At 66.8% G+C, this 22,208-nt stretch carries 18 protein-coding genes; 11 read left to right on the top strand and 7 right to left on the bottom strand.

Features of this window, described 5'->3' with window-relative positions; genetic code table 11:
* Positions 1-56 precede the first annotated feature (56 nt).
* The 5 genes from IED13_RS23255 to IED13_RS23235 all read right to left on the bottom strand — a co-directional run bounded on the left by IED13_RS23255 (position 57) and on the right by IED13_RS23235 (position 6,920).
* Entirely contained in the window at positions 57-1,262 is a 1,206-nt protein-coding gene (locus IED13_RS23255; protein WP_142023173.1) for an NAD(P)/FAD-dependent oxidoreductase, read from the bottom strand.
* A gap of 19 nt (positions 1,263-1,281) precedes the next feature.
* Positions 1,282-2,382: an ABC transporter ATP-binding protein gene (locus IED13_RS23250; RefSeq protein WP_191125616.1), complete on the bottom strand. Its 1,101-nt coding sequence runs from the start codon at positions 2,380-2,382 to the stop codon at positions 1,282-1,284.
* Positions 2,379-4,337, bottom strand: coding sequence for a dipeptide/oligopeptide/nickel ABC transporter permease/ATP-binding protein (locus IED13_RS23245; protein WP_191125615.1), 1,959 nt, complete (start codon positions 4,335-4,337; stop codon positions 2,379-2,381). Before IED13_RS23245 ends, IED13_RS23250 begins: the two co-directional genes overlap by 4 nt.
* Entirely contained in the window at positions 4,334-5,260 is a 927-nt protein-coding gene (locus IED13_RS23240) for an ABC transporter permease (RefSeq protein WP_038363357.1), read from the bottom strand. Before IED13_RS23240 ends, IED13_RS23245 begins: the two co-directional genes overlap by 4 nt.
* A 127-nt stretch (positions 5,261-5,387) precedes the next feature.
* Entirely contained in the window at positions 5,388-6,920 is a 1,533-nt protein-coding gene (locus IED13_RS23235) for an ABC transporter substrate-binding protein (RefSeq protein WP_038363356.1), read from the bottom strand.
* 231 nt (positions 6,921-7,151) lie between these two features.
* Between IED13_RS23235 and IED13_RS23230 the strand changes: the two genes are divergently transcribed.
* The 11 genes from IED13_RS23230 to IED13_RS23180 all read left to right on the top strand — a co-directional run bounded on the left by IED13_RS23230 (position 7,152) and on the right by IED13_RS23180 (position 20,264).
* The gene (locus IED13_RS23230) at positions 7,152-8,048 is read left to right on the top strand and encodes a LysR family transcriptional regulator (protein ID WP_191125614.1); all 897 of its coding nucleotides are present in this window, start codon (positions 7,152-7,154) and stop codon (positions 8,046-8,048) included.
* A 150-nt stretch (positions 8,049-8,198) separates the two neighbouring features.
* The gene (locus IED13_RS23225) at positions 8,199-9,104 is read left to right on the top strand and encodes a LysR substrate-binding domain-containing protein (RefSeq protein WP_162720122.1); all 906 of its coding nucleotides are present in this window, start codon (positions 8,199-8,201) and stop codon (positions 9,102-9,104) included.
* A 219-nt stretch (positions 9,105-9,323) separates the two neighbouring features.
* Complete coding sequence (locus IED13_RS23220; protein ID WP_113252927.1) at positions 9,324-10,292, top strand: ABC transporter permease; 969 nt, start codon at positions 9,324-9,326, stop codon at positions 10,290-10,292.
* Between the two features lie 5 nt (positions 10,293-10,297).
* Positions 10,298-11,242 carry an ABC transporter permease gene (locus tag IED13_RS23215; RefSeq protein WP_133560827.1) on the top strand — a complete coding sequence of 315 codons (945 nt, stop codon included), beginning with the start codon at positions 10,298-10,300 and terminating at the stop codon, positions 11,240-11,242.
* 2 nt (positions 11,243-11,244) lie between these two features.
* Complete coding sequence (locus IED13_RS23210; RefSeq protein WP_191125613.1) at positions 11,245-12,324, top strand: ABC transporter ATP-binding protein; 1,080 nt, start codon at positions 11,245-11,247, stop codon at positions 12,322-12,324.
* Positions 12,317-13,351, top strand: coding sequence for an ABC transporter ATP-binding protein (locus IED13_RS23205; RefSeq protein ID WP_191125612.1), 1,035 nt, complete (start codon positions 12,317-12,319; stop codon positions 13,349-13,351). The genes IED13_RS23210 and IED13_RS23205 overlap by 8 nt, the downstream gene beginning before the upstream one ends.
* Positions 13,352-13,377: 26 nt before the next feature.
* Positions 13,378-14,490, top strand: coding sequence for an NAD(P)/FAD-dependent oxidoreductase (locus IED13_RS23200; protein WP_191125611.1), 1,113 nt, complete (start codon positions 13,378-13,380; stop codon positions 14,488-14,490).
* A gap of 47 nt (positions 14,491-14,537) precedes the next feature.
* Positions 14,538-16,280, top strand: coding sequence for an ABC transporter substrate-binding protein (locus IED13_RS23195; RefSeq protein WP_038363347.1), 1,743 nt, complete (start codon positions 14,538-14,540; stop codon positions 16,278-16,280).
* An 81-nt stretch (positions 16,281-16,361) separates the two neighbouring features.
* Complete coding sequence (locus IED13_RS23190; protein ID WP_113252922.1) at positions 16,362-17,450, top strand: NAD/NADP octopine/nopaline dehydrogenase family protein; 1,089 nt, start codon at positions 16,362-16,364, stop codon at positions 17,448-17,450.
* A 39-nt stretch (positions 17,451-17,489) separates the two neighbouring features.
* Positions 17,490-18,593 (top strand): NAD(P)/FAD-dependent oxidoreductase, encoded by a 1,104-nt coding sequence (locus IED13_RS23185; protein WP_133560831.1) that lies wholly within the window; start codon positions 17,490-17,492, stop codon positions 18,591-18,593.
* Between the two features lie 516 nt (positions 18,594-19,109).
* Entirely contained in the window at positions 19,110-20,264 is a 1,155-nt protein-coding gene (locus IED13_RS23180; RefSeq protein ID WP_191125610.1) for a LysR substrate-binding domain-containing protein, read from the top strand.
* Positions 20,265-20,281: 17 nt separating this feature from the next.
* Here the strand turns inward: IED13_RS23180 and IED13_RS23175 are convergent, their stop codons facing one another.
* Together IED13_RS23175 and IED13_RS23170 are read right to left on the bottom strand one after the other, a co-directional pair.
* Positions 20,282-21,262, bottom strand: coding sequence for a Bug family tripartite tricarboxylate transporter substrate binding protein (locus IED13_RS23175; RefSeq protein ID WP_191125609.1), 981 nt, complete (start codon positions 21,260-21,262; stop codon positions 20,282-20,284).
* Positions 21,263-21,333: 71 nt separating this feature from the next.
* The gene (locus tag IED13_RS23170; RefSeq protein WP_191125608.1) at positions 21,334-22,182 is read right to left on the bottom strand and encodes a fumarylacetoacetate hydrolase family protein; all 849 of its coding nucleotides are present in this window, start codon (positions 22,180-22,182) and stop codon (positions 21,334-21,336) included.
* Positions 22,183-22,208 lie beyond the last annotated feature (26 nt).

Raw genomic sequence — 22,208 nt, 5'->3', positions numbered from 1 at the left:
TGCGGCGGATGCGGGCAGGGCCGCATCCGCCGGCTGGCGTCGATGGTGTGGAGGGGTCAGGCCGCGGCGCGCCCGAGCGCGGCGGCTTTGAGCATCTCGGCCGGCTTGTGGAAGCGCAGCGGCGAGAACGGCTCCAGCGCCTCCGGCTTCTCGCCGGTCGCGATCCATTCGCTGAACAGCCTGGTGAAGCCGAGCGAAATGGCGAAGCCGTGGCCGGACCAGCCATAGCCGTAAATCAGGTTCGGCAACGCCTCGGCCTGTCCGATCAGCGGAATCTGGTCGGCCGCGACAGCCTCCACCCGCGACGCGTCGACGCTGAGCAGGCTGGAGTTGTCGATGAAGGGCATGGTCAGGAGGCCGTCGGTGACGTTCTGCGTCATCGAGCTGAGGGAGCCCTTCCACAGCCCTTCCGGCGTGTAGCCGACATGGGCTCCGCCCGAGAGCATGATCGTGCCGTCCGGGAGCTGCTTCACCGCCAGCCGGCGATGCGCATGGGAGAGCAGGTGGTTGATCGTCCTGTTCAGCGGGTTCGAAACGAAATGCATCTGCGGCATCAGGTTCCAGACCGGGCCGAGCTCATGCGGTTTCAGCACGGGCTTGAGCAGCGCCTCGGCGCCGGCATTGGCGACGACGACGAGGCGCGAGCCGACCGGGACCGTCTCGCCGCTGGCGAGCTTGACCGCCGTCACCGCCCCGCGCGTCTGCACGATCTCGGCGACCTTGGCGCCGGTGCGGATGACGGCGCCGGCCTTAGCCGCCTCCTTGGCGAATTGGCGCGTCGCGAAGCTGTGGTCGCCGACGCCGTCATGCGGGCACCAGATCGCGCCGAGGATGCCGGGAGCAAGCTCAGGCTCGCGGGCGAGCGCCTCGTCGCGCGAAAGCACCTCGGAGGGTGTGCCGAGGCTCGCCTGGACCATCGCGGTCGCTTCCATGCGGCCGCGCACCTCGTGCTCGCGATGGCCGTAGGAGACGTCGTAGATCTTGAGACCGCCGACGCGGCGGTAGCCGACGCCGCCCTCGATCCTGGCCTGGTATTCGGCCCAGAGTTGCTGGGCCAGCGCGCAGACCGGCAATTCGCGCAGGTCGCGGCCGCTGGCGCGCACACCACGCTCGCCGGGCCCGCCCGAGGCACCGCCAGCGATCTCGCCGGCCTCGAGCAGGGTGACGCTGCGGCCCGCCTTGGCGAGTTGATAGGCCAGGCTCGTCCCGTAGATGCCGCCGCCGACGATGACGACTTCGGAGGCGCTGTTGTGATCGGACATCGATCGAATCCTTCGTCTTTCAACTCTCTTGGATGTGGGGGCGTTCAACCGCGAAATGACAGCTCGCGGCGCTGCGGCCCCCGGGCGCAGGGTGGAGAACGGGCGTTTCCTCAACGCAGCGGCGCGGCAGGCGTCCGTCGGGCGTGTTGACGCCCGGCAGGCCCTCGGCGGCGAGCTCGCGAGCGAGCGGGCAGCGCGTGTGGAAGCTGCAGCCGCTGGGTATGGCGAGCGGGCTCGGGATCGAGCCTTCGAGCAAAGCGGGGCGCCCGGCGCGCTGCGGCGGCACCGCAGGCGCGGCAATCGCCATCAGGCTGCGCGTATAGGGATGACGCGGCGCGCCGCAGACCTCCTCGACATCGCCCTGCTCGACGAAGCGGCCGAGATACATGACACCAACCGCGTCAGCCATGTGGGCGACCAGGGCAAGGTCATGGGTGATGACGATATAGGTCAGCGCGAGGCGGGCCTGCAGCTCGGCGAGCAGGTTGATGATCTGCGCCTGTACGGAAACGTCGAGCGCGCTCACCGGCTCGTCGAGGACGAGGATATCCGGCTCGCAGATGATGGCGCGGGCAATGGCGACGCGCTGGCGCTGGCCGCCCGAGAGCTCGTGTGGATAGCGGACCAGATGCGCCGGGTTCAGCCCGACCATGGCGATCACGGCATCGATGCGCGCGGCGCGGGCGGCGCGCTCGCGATGCAGGCCATGCACGGTCAGCGCCTCTGCCAGGGTGTCGAATACGGTCATGCGCGGGTCGAGCGAGGCGCGCGGATCCTGCAGGACGAGCTGGACCTTGCGGCGCAGCGCGCGCAGGCCGGTCTTGTCGAGCGTCGAGAGCCGGGTGCCGTCGATCGTGACCTCGCCGGCAGTGGGCTTGAGCAAGCCGACGACGAGCCGGGCGAGCGAGCTCTTGCCGGAGCCGGATTCGCCAACGATGGCGAAGCAGGTCCCGCGCCGGACGCTGAACGAGACGCCGTCGACGGCGCGCACCACCGGCGCCGCGACGCGGCTCAACAGCGTCTTCCGGCCGCCGAAATGCCGGCTGATCCCATCCACGACGACGATGTCGTCGCTCTCGGTGTCCGGATGTCGGGGCGGCAGGCGGAAGAGCGCGTTCACGACAGGCCCTCCTCGGCGAAGAGGCAGGCGACCTGCCGGCCGGAGACGGTCCGCGGCTCGGGCTCCCGCTCGGCGCAGTCCGGGCGCCCTTGCGTGCGCGGGCAGCGCGGGCGGAAGGTACAGCCCGCCGGGAACTGGCCAATGAGCGGCGGCTCGCCCGGAATGCTGCGCAGCGGCCGGCCGCGCCCCTCGCCGGCACCGGGCGCGGAGGCGCGCAGCGCCAGCGTGTAGGGATGCAGCGGCCGCTCCAGCACGGTCGCGACCTCGCCGCTCTCGACGATGCGGCCGGCATACATCACCGCGACGTCGTCGGCGAAGCGAGCAACGAGGCCCAGGTCATGGGTGACGAGCAACACCGCCATGCCGCGCTTCGCCTGAATCTCGCGCAGCAAGACCAGGATCTGCTGCTGGATCGTGACGTCGAGCGCGCTGGTCGGCTCGTCGGCGAGCAGAACCTGCGGGTCCTGGGCGAGCGCGATCGCGATGACGATGCGCTGTTTCATCCCGCCCGAGAACTGGTGCGGATACATGGCCAGGCGCCGCTCGGGATCGGCGATCCTGACATCCTTCAAGAGGGCGATGCAGCGCTGCCGGACGGCTTCCTTGTCGAGGCTCGATCCGGCGCTCACCGCCTCGGCGAGCTGGGCGCCGACCGTCAGGACCGGGTTGAGGGCGCTCGCCGCGTCCTGGAAGACGACGCCGATCTTGCGTCGGCGCAGCTCGCGCAGGGCCGTCGCGGAAAGCCCGAGCGCGGATTGCCCGCCGATGCCGATCGCTCCTTCCGTGATCGCGACCTCCTGTGGATTGGCGAGCGTGCCGATAGCCCGCAGCAAGGTCGATTTGCCGGAACCGGATTCGCCGACCAGCGCCAGCGTCCGGCCCGGACGGATCGCGAGATCGACCCCGCGCACGACATCGAGCAGGCCGTCGCGGGTCCGGAAGGCCATGCGCAGGGCCTTGACCGAAACGGCGTTCACAGCGTCGGGAGCAGTGGCGGGAATTGTCGGGGAACCGCGGCGCAGGAAGGCGAAGAGCGGCGCCCTCCGGGCAGTACGCCGGCTGGTCGGGTCGTAGATCACACGCAACGCTTCGCCCAGCAGGTTGAAGGCAAGCGCGGAGACGGCCAGGAACAGCCCCGGAAAGGTCGCGAGATAAGGGTGGCTGCGAATATAGGAGCGGCTTTCGCCGAGCATCGTGCCCCATTCCGGGAAGGGCGGCTGCGTGCCCAGCCCGAGGAAGCCGAGGCCGGAGGCCGAGAGAAGCGTCGAGGCGAAGAGCAGGGTCGAGAGCGTCAGGAGCGTGCCCGAAATGTTCGGCAGCACATGGCGCAGGATGATGCGGGCCGGGCTGGCGCCGAGCGCGGCCGAGCCCTCGATATAGGGTTCGGCCAGGATGCTCAGCGTCACGGCGCGGGCCGTGCGAGCGAAGACCGGCACCGCGACCACGCCGACCGCGATGATGACGTTCTGGGTATTGGCGCCGAGGATCGCTACCACCGCTAGCGCGAAGACGATGTCGGGAAAGCTCAGCATGATGTCGATGGCGCGCATCAGCACCGCCTCGATCCAGCCGCGCCGCCAGGCGGCGAGGATGCCGAGCGGCACGCCGATGAGGAACGCCACGGCGACACCGCCGACACCGATGCCGAGCGTCGCGCGCGCACCCACCAGCACGCGGCTGAAAACGTCGCGGCCGAGCTGGTCGGTGCCGAACCAGTGGGCGGCGGAAGGCGGACGCAGGGTCTGGGCGAAGTTCTGGCGGAAGGCATCCTGCGGCGCCAGCATCGGCCCGAAGACCGCGAGCAACAGGTAGAGCACGACCAGCGTCAGCCCGATCGCGCCCTTGGGCTGGGCGAGGATGCGCCACAGCAGGGTCCAGCGCCGGCGCGGAGGGGCAGCGTCGGATTTCGCGGCGAGAGGGGGAGCGCCGGCGGCCATGTCCTGCACCAGGCTCATGCCGGCCTCTCCTGCTCGCGGGTGCGCGGGTCGAGCCATTGCGTCAGCAGGTCGGTGACGAGGTTGATGACGACGAAGAAGACCGCGAACATCAGGATCGCGTACTGGATCACGGGATAGTCGGCGCGCGAGACCGCATCGACGAGCAGCCGGCCGACGCCGGGGATGCCGAACACAGTCTCGGTGACGACCGAGCCGCCGAGCATGCCTCCGAACTGCACGCCGGCGACGCTCACCGCCGCGATCAGCGAGTTGCGCAAGGCATGGGCGAGCACGACACGGGTTTCGCTCAGCCCCTTGGCGCGGGCGGTGTCGAGATAGTCCTTGCCCATCGTCTCGGTCAGGCTGGCCGCGACGAGGCGGCTGAACATCGCGGCCGGCCGCGTGGCGATGACGAGGATCGGCAGGACGAAATGCGCCGGTGTCGAGGCCCCGGCCGCCGGCAGCCAGCCGAGATGGACCGCGAAGAGCCAGATGCAGAGCAGGCCGAGCCAGTAGATCGGCATCGAGATCCCCGCGAGCGTCAGCACGGTGATCGCCGCATCGGCGAAGCCGCCCGGGCGCATCGCGCTGACAATGCCGGCGAGCGTGCCGACGACGACGCCGATGACGAGCCCGCCAATCGAGACGATCAGCGTGTTCGGCAGCCGCTCCGCCAGTTCGACGACGACGGGGCGATGGGTGCGGAAGGAGGTCGCGACGGCCGGGTCCCAGATGCCGCGCAGGAAATGGCCGTAGCGCGTGAGCAAAGGCTCGTTCAGGCCGAGGAACTGACGGATGCTCTCGATCTCCTCGTTCGAGGCGGTCGGCCCGGCGAGAATCTGCGCCGGGTCGCCCGGAATCAGGTCGACGAAGAGAAAGACGAGCAGCGAGACCGCGAACAGCGTCGGCAGGGCTCCGCCCAGGCGTCTCAGAACGAACATCGTCCGGCCCTCCGCTTGCGTGGCGCCGGAGCATTTCCGCGTTTTCCAGAAACGCGGAAATGCTCCAACTCTTTGTTTGATCGCATTTTCTTCACGCGAACCCGTGCCCACTTCGCTCGAGAAAGCGCTAGTTCAGGGTCACCTTGTCGAAGACCAGCGTCTCGTTGGGCTGGACGGCGAAGCCCTGGACGCGGTTGGCGACGCCGATCGCCTGGGTTTGGTACCAGAGGAAGAGGAAGGGCTGATCCTTCCAGACGATCTCCTGGACCTCGCCATAGATCGCCTTCTGCTTCGCCGGATCGGTCGTGGCCCGGCCTTCCTTCAGCAGGGCGTCGACGCGCGGATTGGAATAGCCGGTGCGGTTGGCGCCGACGCCGGTGTAGAACAGGCGGTAGAGCGTGTAGTCCATGCCCGCCGTGGCGCGCCCGACCATGCCCATATTGTCGGTGCGCTGGGCCGGCTCCATGCCGACCACCTTGGTCCAGGTCCCGCGATCGACGACGAGCGGCGTCGCCTTGATGCCGACATCCTCGAAGGAGCCGGCCAGGGCCTGGCAAACCTGCACGTCCTTGATGTAGCGCCCGGTCGGGCAGGTGAAGCTGAGCGCGAGCTGGCCGGGCTTGTAGCCTGCTTCCGCGAGCAGCTTTTTGGCGCCGGCCGGATCGAACGGGATCGGCGGGAAGGTCTTGCGCAATTCGTCCTGCGTGCCGGGGCCGACCATGCCGACCGAGGGCGTGCCGAGCCCGCCGAGGACACCCTTGGCGATGCCCTCGCGATCGACGGCGAGGTTCAGCGCCTGGCGCACCCGCGGATCGGCCAGCGGGCCGCGCAGCACCATCTCCATGTTGATCGAGAACATGCTCGGCGGGGTGACGACCTTGGCGCTCTTGAGCGCATTGATCGCGGCGATCGATTCGGGCGGTACGCGCTCGACGATGTCGGCGGCGCCGGTCTCCATCAGCGCCATGCGCGAGCCGTCCTCCGGCACCACGGTGAACTCGATCGCCTTCAGCGTGGCCGGATAATCGCCCGCATATTTCGGATTGGGCACGAGGCGGAAGCCTTCGCCGCCGACATAGCGCTCGACCATATAGGGGCCCGAGCCGACAGGCTTGCGGCCGTACTCAGCGCCCATCTCCTTGAGCGCCTTGACGTTGACGATGCTGGCTGCGGTGCTGGCGAGCAGCATCAGCACGTGGCCGTTGGGCTCGGCCATGTGGAACTCGACCGTATCCTCGCCGACCGCCTTCACCGTGCCGAGCGAAGCGTAGAGCCCGCGATAGATCGAGCCGGTCTTCTCGTCGAGCATGCGGTTGAAGCTCGCGGCCACCGCCTCCGCGTTCAGCGGGTCACCGTTGCTGAAGGTTTTCCCCGCCCTGATCTTGACGGAGAAGACCTTGCCGTCCGGCGAGAAGGAGGAGTCCGTCGCGAGGCTCTTCTGGACGTTGTTCTGCGGATCGAGCCGGAAGAGCCCCTCCAGCACCGCGAGATCGACCGCATTGCCGACCGGCAGGTCGTTGAAGGCCGGGTCGAAGGTCGCCGGATCGGCACCCACGGCGACGCGCAGGACCCCGGCGGGCTGCGCGAAGGCCTGGGCGGCGAGGAAAGAGAGGCCCGTGGCCAACGCCGCCACGGTGCAGGAATGACGAAGGCTGCGCATGTTCTGCTGTTCCCCAAGCTGGCAATTTCGTCGGTCCGGGCAAGCGTCATGGCGCGCGCGAGCGCCCCACCACCGTCCCGGTGCGAAGTCAGTCTCTGGTTTTTTGGCCGCCTTCCCGGTCATCCGGTCGAAAGTGCGGATAACGGCGACATCGGTCAGCAGATCACAGCATTCGATCTGCCTCAAATTCATAAATTTACGATCTATATGAACTCAGGTTATGGTCATGCCATGCATTACCGCCAGGTCGAAGTCTTCAAGGCGATCATGGATTCCGGCTCGATCACCGAGGCGGCCAACATCCTGCGCATCTCGCAGCCCGCGGTCAGCAAGGCCCTCAAATTGCTGGAGGCCGAGCTGGGCTTGCGGCTTTTCGCGCGCACGACCAAGGGCATCGCCGCGACCGAGGAGGCGCGGCTGCTCTATACCGAGGTCGAGCGCACCTATTTCGGCATGCAGAATCTGGCGCGCTTCGCCGCCGGTCTCAGCGACCGCAAACAGGGGCGCATCGTCGTCAGCACCATTCCCGCGCTGGGCATCGCCTGGCTTCCGGCGATGATCGCCCGCTTCTCCGAAGCGCATCCCGACGTCACGATCTCGCTGCATTCGAGCAATTCGGCCGACGCCGCGCGGCTGGTCGGCAGCGGCGAGATCGATCTCGGCATCGCCCAGCTCCGCAGCGAGGAGTACAATCTCTCCCGTCGCAAGCTGTTCGACCTCGAAGGGGTCATCGCCTTGCCGGAAGGGCATCGGCTCGCGGGCAAGCCCTTCATCGAGGCATCCGATCTCGCGAATGAGAGGATCATCGCGCTCGGCCCCGAGGACGAGTTCCGCCGCAAGCTGACCCAGGCTCTGGAAAGCGACGGCCAGCATCCCCGGACGATCATCGATGCAAGTCTCGGCCTGACCATTTGCGCGCTCGCGGCCGCCGGCTGCGGCGTCGGCATCGTCGACAGCGAGGCGGCGCGGATGCGTGACGGCCATGGCCTCATCTTTCGCAGCTTCCGGCCGGCGATACGGGTTCCGATCTTCCTGTTCCGCCAGCGCGGCCGGCCGACGAGCAAGCTGGTCGAAACTTTCATCGCCAGCCTCAAGCCGCCGCCGCCTTTCCGGAGCGCGGCGGGCTGAGCCTGACCGCGGCCGACCCAGCTCTCTGCCCGGGGCCTTCCCACAATGCCTCAGGCGCTTCCCCGCAGGACGCCATTGGGGGAGTATCGCTCCGCGAACTGCGCAGCCACGGGCACAGGACGCAGCGGTCGCATGTCTGCGAGGGGACGGATGACGGTGAATCTCAGGCATGTCGAGCTTTTCCGCCACATCATGCATCTCGGCACGCTGACCCAGGCGGCCGAGATGATGTCGGTCTCGCAGCCGGCCGCCAGCAAGATGCTGAACCAGCTCGAGCGCAGCACCGGCATCATCCTGTTCCAGCGCATGAAGGGACGCCTCAAGCCGACACGGGACGGCGAGCTGTATTTCGCGGAGGTTCAGCGGACCTGGGAAAGCGTCGAACGTCTCGAGCGGATGACGAAGGACATTCGCGAACTGCAGTTCGGGCGGCTCAATCTCGGCGTCATGCCGATGCTGGCAGGGACGCTCATCCCGCCTTTGCTGACGCGCTTTTGCCGGCAGCACGAGAAGACCTCGGTCAAGCTGCATTCGCGCAGCTCCGACCGCATCATCGAATGGGTCATCGCCGGGCAGATCGATGTCGGGATCACCGAACATTTCACCCCGCATCCCAATGTCGTGTGCCGCCTGATCGCGCGCATCCCCAATGTCTGTGCCGTGCCCGAAGGCCATCGCCTCGCGGGGCTGAAGACGATCCGGCCCGAGGATCTCGACGGCGAGAACTTCGTCTCGATCGGATCGCCGGATCGTCGCATCTTCGTCGAGAAGGTCTTCGAGCAGGCAGGCGTGCTGCCGCGCATGTTCATCGACGCGCCAATGGCCAACGTCGCCAGCGCCCTGGTCGCGAACGGCGCCGGCATCGCGCTGGTCGATGAGCTCAACGCGCAGAGCTTCATCGGACGCGGCCTCGTCGCGAAGCCCTTCACGCCGGAAATCTTCTCTCCGGTCTGGCATCTGCGTCCGAACACCCTGACGGGCTCCTCGCTGGCCGACGCACTGATCCGGGATATCGAGGACGAGCTGGAACGGCTCGGCTACAGCGCGGATTCGTGAGGAGCGGGAGGGCGCCGCAAAGGTCCAGGTCGGCACGGACGCCATAACCTGCAGGAATGAACTGGCAAAATCATATTCTTTGACGCCTCGATTTCCGGTCCATACCTTCGCTGTCATTGACATAGATCAAACAAACGGGACCCGGTCCTGGCTGCGCCGCACAGCGCATCCAGAACACGGGAGATCTATGGTCAATCTGAACGGGAGATACTGGCCGCAATGCGGGTTTTCGTCTTTCTGACGAGGAGGCTGATCTTTGCGATCATCCTGATGCTCGGCGTCAGCGCAGCGATCTTCTTCCTGATCAACGCGATCGGCAATCCGATCGAGCTGATGATGGCGGAGACGCCCGGCATGACCGGCGAGGTGATCGAGCGCATGAAGTCCTATTACGGGCTCGATCAGCCGCCGCTCACCCGCTACCTGCTCTGGCTCGGGCGGCTGCTCCACCTCGATTTCGGCACCAGCATCGTCTATAACCAGCCGGTCGGTTCGCTGATCCTGACCTGGGGCTGGCAGACCCTCAAGATTCAGGTCCCCGCCATCCTGATCGCGCTGGCAATCGCGATCCTCTTCGGCGTCACGGCCGCCCGCCGCCAGCATTCGCGCTCGGATTTCGCGGTGATGGGCACGGCGCTGCTTGGCCAGTCCCTGCCGGCCTTCTTCCTCGGCATCCTGCTGATCTTCCTGTTCTCCTACACGCTCGACTGGCTGCCGAGCTACGGCGCCTATTCGACCCGCAACCCGCTCGGCGGCAGCCCGACGCTCGACGCGCTCTGGCACATGGTGCTGCCCGTCGCGATGCTGACCTTCTTCAACACCGCGACGCTGACGCTGCTGATGCGCTCGAACATGGTCGACGTGCTGAAGAGCGACTTCATCGCGGCGATGCGCGCCAGCGGCATTCCCGAGCGGCGCGTCATTTACGTTCACGCGCTGCGGGCCGCCTTCATCCCGATGCTGACCTATCTCGGGCTGCTGATCGGCCTGATGCTCGGCACCGCGCCGGTGACGGAATCCGTCTTCACCTGGCCGGGGCTGGGCTCCCTCTATGTCGCTGCGATCCACCAGCTCGACTACCCCGTCATCATGGGCGCGAGTGCGGTCATCGCCTTCATGCTGATCTGCACGACCCTCCTGACGGACGTGATCTACGTCCTCATCGATCCCCGCATCAGCCTGGAGTGAGCGGCGTGACCGACCAGACGATCGCGAGCCACGCATCCCTGCCAAAGCCGCTGCCCAAGCCCGCAAAGGGGATCTGGCGGCAAGGTTGGCAGCGCTTCACGAAGAGCCGCACCGGCATGCTCGGCCTCGTGCTCGTCATGCTCGTCGTCGCGACAGCGGTGATCGGCCCCTTCCTCGCGCCCTTCGATGCGCATGACCAGAGCCCGATGCTCGACCCCGGCGCCAAGGCGCCGCCGAGCTGGACGCATTGGCTCGGCACCGACCGCATGGGCTACGACGTGCTCAGCCGCCTGATCTACGGCGCGCCGACGGCGCTCGCCGTCGGGCTCGGCGCGATGTCGATCGCCTCCGTGATCGGCGTGCTGGTCGGAGGCTTTGCCGGCTATCGCGGCGGAACCACCGACGAGGTGCTGATGCGCTTCACCGATTTCTTCCTGGTCATCCCGATGTTCGTCGTCATCCTCGCCGTGGTGCGGTTGCTCGGCGTCGCCATCGTCAACACGCCCTTCGAAAGCGTGCCCTATCTCAATCTCGGCGTGATCATCCTGCTGATCGGCGTCTTCTCCTGGGCGCCGATCGCGCGGATGACGCGGGCCGAGTTCCTGCGGCTCAAGAACCAGGAATTCGTCGAGGCGGCACGCTGCATCGGCGCGACCTCGGGCGACATCCTGTTCCGCCACATCCTGCCGAACGCCCTGCCCTCGCTCGTCGTCATCGTGGCGCTCGGCATCGGCGGCGCCGTGCTGGCGGAGGCGATGATCGGCTTCCTCGGCTTCGGCGATCCGGCCGCAGTGAGCTGGGGCCAGCTCCTCTACTTCAACTACGAGGCGCTCAAGGTCGCGCCCTGGGCTTCGCTGAGCCCCGGCCTCGCGATCTTCATCACCGTGCTCGGCTTCAACCTTCTGGCGGATGGGCTGACCGACGCCTTCAACCCGCGGGCCAAAGTCTGATGATGAGCGTCGCCGCCGAAACGCAGGCCGCTGCCGCCTTGCCCGGACAGCCCGAGGCTGCAGCCTCGCAGGCGCCCGTGCTGGTCTCGGTAGAGAAACTGCATATCCAGTTTCCGCCCTGGAACGCGCCGATCCGGGTCGTCGAGGATGTCAGCTATCAGGTGCGTGCCGGCGAGACGATGGGCATCGTCGGCGAATCCGGCAGCGGCAAGACGCTGTCGAGCCTGGCGATCCTCAACCTCCTGCCGCCGCCAGCGCGGATCGCGGGCGGGCGCATCCTGTTCGAGGGCGAGGACCTCGCGGCGAAATCGCAGCGCGAGATGCAGAAGCTGCGCGGGCGGCGCCTCACCATGATCTTCCAGAACCCCGGCTATTCGCTCAATCCGCTGCTGACTGTCGGCGCCCAGCTTGCCGAGATCCTGAAGGTTCACGAGAAGCTGCCGCGCGCGGCTGCACTGCAGCGCGTCGAGGAGCTGTTCCGTCTCGTCGGCATCACCGATCCCGGTCCGCGCCTGTCGCAATACCCGCATGAGATGAGCGGGGGCATGAAGCAGCGGGTCTGCATCGCGCGGGCGCTGCTGTGCAATCCGGCGCTGGTGCTTGCCGACGAGCCGACCACGGCGCTCGACGTCACCATCCAGGCGCAGATCCTCGACCTGCTCGAGGATCTGAAGCAGCGGCTCGGCATGTCGATGATCTTCGTCACCCACGATATGGGCGTGGTGGCGCGCATAGCCGACCGGATCACCGTGATGTATGCCGGCCAGGTCTGCGAGACCGGCGACAAGCACGCCGTCTTCGCCCGGCCGTCGCACCCCTATACGCAAGCCCTGCTCGCCTCGACGCCGCGGATCGACAAGCGCTACGCCGTTGATGCCGAAGGGAGGCGCGAGCGCCTGCCGACGGTCGGGCTCGCGGCGACGCCGGGCCAGCCGCTCGGCGGCGGTTGCCGCTTCGCCGGGCGTTGTCCGGAGGCTGCGCCGGACTGCACGCGGCTCGTGCCGCAGGCCGCCGCAATCGAGCCCGGCCGCGTCGTCCATTGCCTGAAGCGCGGCAGCGCTGGAGTGCCCGGCCATGGCTGAGACCGCGATCGCTCCCGTGCCCGAGCCCCGCCAGCGTACGAGCCGTAAGCCGCTGCTCAGTGTCGACGGGCTGGTGAAGAGCTATCCGCTGCACCGGCGCGGCCTGTTCCGCCAGAAGGTCACCGGGGAAATCCGCGCCGTCAACGACATCAGCTTCAGCCTGGACGAGGGCGAGACGCTGAGCATCGTCGGCGAGAGCGGCTGCGGCAAGACCACCGCCGCTCGCTCGATCCTGCATCTCGTCCCGCCGAGCTCCGGCGCGATCAGGCTCGGCGATACCGATGTGCGCGCGACCTTCTCACGCGACCGCCGGCCGGAGGTGCTCGCGCTGCGCCGGCAGATGCAATACGTCTTTCAGGATCCCTATCTCTCGCTCAACCCGCGCTGGAGCGTCCGGCAGATCCTGTCGGAGCCGCTCAGGGTTCACGGCCTCGTTCCCCCGGCGCAATGGGACGGCGCGGTCGAGGCGCTGCTGGAGCGCGTCGGGCTGCCGGCCGAGCATGCCGACCGCTACCCGCATGAATTCTCCGGCGGCCAGCGCCAGCGCATCGGCATCGCACGCGCGCTCGCCGTCGAGCCGCGCCTGCTGATCTGCGACGAGCCGGTGTCGTCGCTCGACGTCTCCGTGCGCGCCCAGATCCTCAACTTGCTCGCCGAATTGCAGGAGGAGCTGAAGCTCTCCTATCTCTACATCTCGCACGATCTGAGCTCGGTGCGCTTCCTCAGCAACCGCATCGCGGTGATGTATCTCGGCAATCTCGTCGAGATCGGCGAGGTCGACGAGATCTTCGCCCAGCCGCGCCATCATTATACCGCGGCCCTCATCTCCGCGATTCCGGTGCCCGATCCGGCCCGGCAGAAGCCGCGCGACGCGATCAGCGGCGAGATTCCCAGCGTGGTGAAGCGGCCTTCCGGCTGCGTCTTCCACACCCGCTGCCCGGCGGCGCTGCCGATCTGCTCCCGACAGGTTCCGCCGCTCGCCGCCCCGGACGGCGCCCACGCCTTCGCTTGCCACAACCCGCGCTAATGCGGACCAGACCCACAGGACATGCCATGATGAACATCATCGTCGTCGGAGCCGGAATCGTCGGCAGCTCGGTCGCCTACCGGGTGGCGCAGGGCGGGGCGAAGGTCACCGTGCTGGAGGCCGACCGTATCGGCGGCGGCACCTCGGGCGTCAGCTTCGCCTGGACCAACTCCAACAACAAGACTCCGCGCCCCTATCACGACCTCAACGTCGCCGGCATGCGGGCCCATGCGGCGCTGAAGGAGGAATTCGGCGCCACGCCCTGGTTCCACCAGAGCGGCAGCCTGGAATGGCGCGTCGATCCGGCGGAGGCCGCTGCGCAGGCCGAGAAGGTCAAGCGGCTGCGCGACTGGGGCTACGCGGCCGAGTTCATCGACAAGAAGCGCCTCGGCGAGCTCGAGCCGGAAATCGCCCTCGATGCGGTTCCGGACGAGGCTCAGATCGTGTTCTGCCCGGAGGAGGGCTGGGTCGATCCTGTGCTCTATGCCGGCACCATGCTGCGTGCCGCGCGCCAGCGCTACGGTGCCGCGCTCAAGACCGGCGTCAGGATCACCGGGCTGGAAACGCGCAATGGCCGCGTCGTCGGCGCGCGGGACGAAAGCGGCGCGCTCCATGAGGCCGATCTCGTGATCAACTGCACCGGTCGCTGGTCGAACGAGACCGTGAGCCAGACCGCGCCGAACGTGCCGCTCGCGCCGACGATCGGCTTCCTGGTCTTCACGCCGCCGGTCGGCGTCGCATTGCGCCGACCTTTCCACGCCCCCGATGTCGATGTCCGGCCGGACGGTGCCGGGCGGCTGATGGTGCGCAAGGATTCGCTCGACGACCGCTTCGCCGCACTGGAAAGCCGCACGCCGGATTGCGAGGAGGCGCGGATCGCCATCGCCAGCGCCGCCGAGATCCTGCCGGGGTTGAAGGGCGTCAAGGCCGAGGCCGTGCGCACCACGATGCGGCCGATTCCGGCGGACGGGCTGTCGACGGTGGGGCCGGCACGCGGGGTCGACGGCTACTACGTCGTCGTCACCCATAGCGGCGTCACGCTCTCGCCCTTCCTCGGCCAGGCCGTGGCAGACGAGGTGCTGCATGGCCGCCAGCGGCCGGAGCTGGAGGCGTTTCGCCCGGCGCGCTTCCAGGCCTGAGCGACACCGTCACTTCCGTTTCCAATCAACCAGAAGAGGGGACAACGATGTCTGAGAAATCGACGCGACGTGACGTTCTGAAATGGACCGGCGCGGGGGCCGCTGCGCTCGCCGCCGGCGGCCTGCCCGAGCCCGCTCTGGCGAAGCCGCCCCACTTCAAGCTCTATCTGATGATCTTCAACAACCTGCAGTCGCGCATGATCTGGACCGATTTGATCGGCAAGCAGTTCGCGCGGCTCGGCATCGACGTCAATGCGAGCTACCAACCGCCTTCCGTGGTCATCGCGCGGCGCGCCAACGACAGCGGCAAGACCCATGTCGAGGGTGGCTTCGACATGTATTCGGAGCGGATCTACTATAACGGGCTGGCGCCAAGCCCCGAGGCGCTGTTCCACAGCAAGAACGTGCCTCCGAACGGGCAGAACTACTATCGCGTCGCCGACCAGCAGATCGACGCGGCCATCGAGACATATTCACGCGCGATCACGCCCGAGGACCGCAAGACGGCGATGGCCGCCTTCGTGAAGCGCTGGTACGAGATCGAGCCGCTGCACATCGTCTTCTATCCGGAAGAGGTGATCATCACCAATCCGAAGCTGAAGGGGATGGAATCGACGACCTATAACCCGGTCTTCTATCCGCGGCCGGAGGACTGGTCGATCGAGGGCGCGACCGGTGACGTCACCGCGACCTTCGCCTCCTGGCAGCCGCCGAGCCAGCTCATCCCGATGTATGGCAGCGGCTATAATGAATCCAACATATTCGGCCCGGTCTACAACGCGCTGATGGAATATGACAGCTGGGCCAACAAGAAGCTTGTCCCGGCGCTGGCTGAAACGGTCAAAGGCTCGGAGGATGGCAAGAGCTGGGTCATCAGCCTGCGCAAGGGCGTGAAATGGCATTCCGGCGAGGAGTTCACCGCCGAGGACGTCAAGTTCACCTGGGACACGATCATCGACAAGACCTATGCGAGCCTGTTCCAGGCAACGCTGTCAGCGGTGATGGGTTCGCGCGACGCCTATAAGGTGACCGGCACGCACGAGATCACGGTGACGCTACCGCAACCGAACATGTTGTTCTACGACTTCCTGTTGCCGGTCATCGCGATCATGCCGAAGCATGCCTACAAGGACATCAAGCCGGAGGAATTGCGAGGCCACGTCATCTCGACCTGGCTTGGCACCTTCCCGGTCAAGACCTCGGACGGCAAGGTCTTCGCGGCGAAGGGCGGCGTCGGCACCGGGCCCTGGATCCCGCAGGGCTTCGACCCCTCGCGCAAGGCCTACAAATACAGCAAGAACGAGAACTACTGGCGAAAGACCGACGGCAACGTCAAGACCTTCTACGTGGTCAACATCGAGGGCGCCGATGCCTTGCTCAGCGCCATCAAATCCGGCGCCATCGACGCGCATGACCCGATGTACGATGTCGGCGGCCTGCTCAGCACCGTCGATCCGTCATGGGGCAAGGTCAATCGCTTCGACTCGTTCAAGTGGATGCAGACCTGCCTCAACCTGAACCATCCGGTCTTCGGCACCGGCGTCGAGACGCCGCTCGGCAAGAAGGATCCGAGCCGCGCCGCGGAAGCGGCGATGTATGTCCGCAAGGCGATGAGCCACATGATCCCGCGTGAGCAGATCATCAAGAACGTCGTTGCCGGCTTCGGCAAGCCCGGCACGGTGCCGATGCCCTTCACCTCGGAATTCTACGACCAAGACCTGCTGAAGCCGATCGCCTACGACTTCAACCTGGCGAAGCAGTACATGGAAAAGGCCGGGTACACCTACTGACGTCCCGGGCCTCGTTGCGACGGGCCGGGCGATCTCGTCCGACCCTCCCAAACCACCACAAAACTCCCAAGGATCAAGATGATGCGTGTCGCTGTGCTCGGTGCGGGCTCGATTGCCTATGGCAATGCCGCCCTTCTTTCCTCCCTCGGCCATGAGCCGGTGCTGTGGTCGCCATCCGGCAAGAGCGGCCGGAGCCTCGCCAAGGGCGAGCCTCTGACGGCGACCGGCAGCCTGACCGGCAGCTTCAAGGTCGCGGTCGCCGCGAGCGCCGCCGAGGCGGTCGCCGGGGCCGGGGCGGTGCTCTTCGCCCTGCCGGCCAATGGCCACCGCGCGGCGATGGACGCCGCCGCCCCGCATCTCGCGGTCGGGCAGGTCGTCATCATCAGCTCCCACACCTCGTTCAGCGGCCTCTATATCGCCCGCAAGATCGCCGAGCGAGGGCTCGACGTGCCGGTCGTCGTCTGGGGCACGACGGTGACCGCCGGGCGCAGGACCGGAGATGCCAGCGTCAACGTCTCGACCGTCCGCTCGAAGGTCGACATCGCGACGATTCCCGTCTCGGCCTCCAAGCGGGGGCTGACAATCTGCCAGCAGCTGTTCGGCGATCGCTTCGTCCAGCGCGACGACGCGCTGGCGATTTCGCTGTCCAATCTCAACCCGCAGAACCATCTCGGCATCGCGCTGTGCAACTTCACCCGCATGGAGCATGGCGAGACCTGGGGGCAGAACGAAAACAACACCGATTCCGTCGGCCGCCTGCTCGAAGCCCTCGACGCCGAGCGTCTCGCCATCGCGGAAGCCGCCGGCTACAAGGTCCGCACCATCCGCGAGCACTACAATCTCTCCTTCCATGTCGAGCCCGGACCGGTCGGCGAGATGGCGCGCCAGCTCGCGGCCCGCGGCAATGGCGGCAACGGACCGAGCAGTATCGACACGCGCTATGTCCTAGAGGACGCCCCCTTCGGCCTGCATCCGACAGTGCTGCTCGGCAAGCTCGCCGGCCGGCCCGCGACGCTGCACCAGGCCGGCGTCGACATCTTCTCGGCGCTCTATGGCCGGGATTTCGCGGCGGAAAACGATCTGCTCGGCGAGATCGGCCTCGAAGCGATGTCGCTCGCCGAACTGAAATCGCTGGTGCGCGACGGCTGGGCTGCGAAGCGCGCGGCGTAAGCCTATTCGAACCTCCCCCTTCTCTAGCGGATATGGATCATGACTGAGATCATTGTCGTCGGCGCCGGCGTCCTCGGGACGTCGGTCGCCTACCGGCTGGCGCGCGCCGGCGCCAAGGTCACCGTGCTCGAGGCGACACGCGTCGGCGGCGGGACATCCGGCATCTCCTTCGCTTGGACGAACTCCTCGAACAAGACGCCGCGTGCCTATCACGACCTCAACGTGGCCGGCATGCGGGCCCATGCGGCGCTGAAGGACGAGTTCGGCGCGACGCCCTGGTGGCACGGCGGCGGACGCATCGAGTGGCGGGCGGAATCCGAGCAAGCCGCGCTGAAGGCCAAGGTCGAGCGGCTGCGGAGCTGGGACTATGCGGCCGAATGGATCGACCGCAAGCAGTTGCTGGAGCTGGAGCCGGACATCGCGCCCGAGGCCGTCGGCGACGCGCCGATCGCCTGGTACCCAAACGATGGCTGGCTCGACCCGGTGGTCTATGCCCATGCGATGATGAGTGCGGCGCGGCGCCATGGCGCGACATTGCGGACGCAGACCAGGGTGGCCGGCCTGATCGTCGAGGGAGGCCGGGCGAAGGGCGTGCGCAGCGAGGGCGGCGAGACCTTCCATGCCGACATCGTCGTCAACTGCACCGGGCGCTGGTCCAACGACACGGTCGGAGCCGCAGCGCCGAACGTGCCATTGGCACCCACGATCGGTTTCCTCGTCTTCACGCCGCCCGTTCCGGCCAGCATCCAGCGCGTCATCGCCAGCCCCATCTGCGACTTCCGGCCGGATGGAGCCGGGCGCCTGATGCTGCACTGGGGCGCAGCCGACGCCACGGTGACGCCGGAGATCGGCGTCAATCCCGGCATGGAGCAGGCGCAGGATCTCGTCGACCGCCTGCTGCGCATTCTGCCCGGCCTCGCCCCGCTCAAGCCGGAAGCCGCGCGCGTCACCGTGCGGCCGATTCCGCAGGACGGTCTATCGGCCATCGGCCCGGTGCCGGGTGTCGAGAACTACTACGTCATGGTCACCCATAGCGGCGCGACGCTGTCGCCGGTCTTAGGGGCGATGGCCGCCGACGAGATCGTTAATGGAAGGACGCGACCAGAGCTTTCGAGCTTTAGGCCAGCGCGCTTTTTTCCATGATTGAGCCCCTTCCCGGTCGTCGTCCACAGCGCGCCTGTGAACGCGTTCAGGAGAAATGGCATGAATGGAGGGCATCGATGCGATTGCCCTCCGGCAAACGAGCGAGCGGAGATGGCCATGGAAGGTTGCACAATCGCCTGAACCCGATCCCGGATGGCCTGTTCGAGCTGACAAAGCCAACCAAGGTTGCTTCGCTGATGGCAGTTCCAGGTGGCTAGCTTGCCGCAGAAGCGTCGATCGCGAAAGCTCGCCGTCAGCCGCAAGCTTCGTACATTGACTGGAGGCCAGGAGGTTGGGAATGAGCCAACTTTGCCAATCGTATCGCCGCGCAAACTGGATTGCCGGAAAGCAGACGCTCCACGAGTCAGCAAGGGGCCAAACCCGGGCGCGTCGCTCCTGTAAAGGCCGGCCGGATTGCATGAGCGAAGTAGATGGTCTTCCGCGTCACCGTCTCACGCGTTTCAGGGTCTTTTCCTGAAAGGCTCTTGGCGCAAACTCTTCCTCCCCGACGACGCCATGACCGCGGGCCGCTGGATAGGAGCCCTTTCCTTAGATGTCGCCGTTCCGAATTGCGATCCGAACTGCTTGCGCAGTGGTCGCGTTTCCCTGGGATTGCCGCTCCCGCCGCATATGGTTTTCCGGCTCGCCCTATTGCATGTTCGCGAGGCTCGGCCACGATTGATCGGCGGGGTTTCACCCTCTCCCGTCGACTACCCAGTCAGCAGAAGTCCGGATTTTAGCAGAATGGACATCTCGCCACGTCAGCTCGCACATCTGCTGGCGATCCATCGCTCCGGCTCACTCCTGCGTGCCTCGGAGGGTCTCGGCGTTGCACAGCCATCGCTCTCGGTCAGCGTCGCCCGGCTCGAGGATGTGACCGGCCACCGGCTCGTTGAGCGCGGGAGGCACGGTGCCAAGCTCACCGCGGCCGGGCTGGCTCTTCTGAGGCATGCGGAGAGCCTCGAAGCCGTGCTGCAGACGGCAGGCGAGGAAATGCGGAATCTCCGGGTCGGCGTTGCGGGGCCGCTAATTGTGGGCGGCACGCCGCTCTCGGCGAGCAGCATCATCCCCGACATCCTGTCGAGCCTCTACCGCGAGCAGCCCGCCATGGCCTGCAGCGTAATCGAGGGCTCGGACGACGACCTGCTCGCCGGCCTCCTGACTCACCGCATAGATGTCGTCATCAGCACGATCAGCGGCCATGGCTCGAGCGGCCGCGAACGTGAGGACATCGCGAACGAGCCCTTGTTCGGAGCCGGCGTCGCCGCGCTCGTCCGGGCCGGTCATTCTCTCGCGGGAGAAAGGGAACTGTCCCTGACCGAGCACCGGGAGGCTCTTTGGGTCATGCCGCCCGAAGGCAGCACCTTCACCACGCTAGTGGAGGCGCTGTTCACGACGGCGGGCCTGGCTTTTCCCGAGCGCATCATCCGCGCAGCGCCCTTCGGCGTGCTGAAGGAGATCGTGCGCCGCACCGACGGTATCACGATCCTATCGCACCAGATCGTCCGCAGCGAACTGGAGGATGGCTCTCTCGTCGCGCTGCCGCTAAGGCAGCAGCCTGCGAAGCGCATCTTCGGCCTGCGCACCCTCAAGCAGCATCCGATGAGCGCGCTCGCCAGGCGATTCATCGAGATCGCGCGGGAGAAGGCAGTTGATTACGACCACGCCTGAACGGCCCGGGCGGCCTATCACTGTGGCTCGATGCCCAAGGTCGGGATGAGCTTCGCGGCGCTGTCGTATTGACTTCGCAGGAAGGCCGCGGCGCTCGCCGGCGTGGTGGCGTCCGCCTCGAACTCGAAGCCCAGCTTCGCCGCTGCGCGCTGCAATTCGGGGTCGGCCGTGGCCTGCGACACGGCCTTCGCCAGCTGCTCTGCGATCGCGGCAGGCAGCCCGGCCGGCGCCATCATCATGAACCAAGCCTGAAGGTCGGCGGAGGGGAGGATTTCGGTGATCGCCGGCAGGTCCGGCATCGATGCGATGCGCCGCGTCCCCGCGGCGGCGATGGGACGCAGGGCCTTCTCCTCGATATGCGCCTCCGCGACCGAAACCGACAGGATCGCCACCTCGGTCCGGCCGGTGACGGTGTCCTGAACCGCGCTGGAGATCGTGTTGTAGGGCACGAGCACGAAGCGGGTGCCCGCCGCCTTGTTGATCGCCTGCCCCAGAATGCCGGACAGGTTGCGCGGCCCGTCGACGGCGATCGACAGCGAGCCCGGTTTCTCCTTCTCCAGCGCGATCAGCTCGGCGAGCGACGTCGCCTTCACTGACGGGTTGACCACGATGACCTGGTTGCTCCTGGCGATGAATGCGACGGCCGAGAGGTCGCGCAGCGGATCATAGGAGAGCTTCTTGAAGGTGAAGGGATTGGTGACCAGGCCGGCCGAGGTGGTGAACAGCAGCGCATAGCCGTCGGGCGCCGCCCGCACCACAGCTTGCGTCCCGACGACATTGGCGGCGCCGGGCTTGTTCTCCACCACCAATTGCTGGCCGAGGCTGCGCGCCATGCGCTCGGCGATCATACGGCAGAGAATGTCGGGGCTGCTTCCTGCCGATTGCGGAACGACCACGGTGATCGGCTTTTGCGGCCAACTCTGCGCACGGGCGGCCGTGTCGACCAGGAGGCTGCCTGCCAGGCAGGACAGCAATGCGCGTCTATCGAGGGTCTTCATGATATCCTCCCTGAATTTGGGCCGCTCCTATCGACGTGGAGCGGTCCCGATACGGCTTCGGCCGGCCGTCGTCAGATTTCGTCGCGAACGCCGTTGCTCAATGTGCCGAGGCGATCGATCTCGACCTCGACGAGATCGCCGGGCTTGAGCCAGAGCGGCGGATTACGCTTGGCGCCGACGCCGCCCGGTGTCCCTGTCGCGATCACGTCGCCGGGCTCGAGCCGCGTGAAGCGTGAGCAATAGGCGATCTGGGTGGGGATATCGAAGATCATCTGGCTGAAGCGGGCGTCCTGAACGACCTGGCCGTTGACCCTGGTCTGCAGCCTCAGCCCTGAGAGATCGCCCAGTTCGTCGGGCGTCGCCATCCAGGGGCCGAAGGCACCGGTGCCGGGAAAATTCTTGCCCGGTGTGAACTGGTGCGTATGGCGCTGGAAATCTCGCAGGCTGCCGTCATTGTAACAGGCGTAGCCGGCGATATGGTCCCGGGCGTCGGCATTCTCGATGTAGCGCCCCGCCTTGCCGATGATCACGGCGAGTTCGCCCTCGTAGTCGAGATCGGTCGAGACTTTGGGCCTGATGATATCGGCGAGATGCCCGATCTGAGTGTTGGCGTAGCGGGCGAAGACAGTCGGGTTCTCGACCTCCGAGCGTCCGGTCTCCTGACGGTGCATCTCGTAGTTCAGGCCGATGCAGAGAATCTTGTCCGGGTTCGGAACGACTGGCAGCCACGTGATCCGCGCCAGCGGGATACTGTCCGCCTTTGCTGCTGCGGCGGGGATGGCCGCCAGCGCATCGGCCGCGAGCACGGCTTTTAGGTCTGCGAAGCGATCGTGAAGGACCGCGCCGACATCGGCGATCGCCTCGCCCGAGACCACGCCCCAGCTCTGTCGGCCGTCGATGGTGAATGAAGCCAATTTCATGGTGTCGCTTTCTTCTGCGAGATGGC

The organism is Allobosea spartocytisi (assembly GCF_014764685.1).
Classification (GTDB): domain Bacteria; phylum Pseudomonadota; class Alphaproteobacteria; order Rhizobiales; family Beijerinckiaceae; genus Allobosea; species Allobosea spartocytisi.
This window is presented reverse-complemented; position numbering and strand designations above follow the sequence as displayed.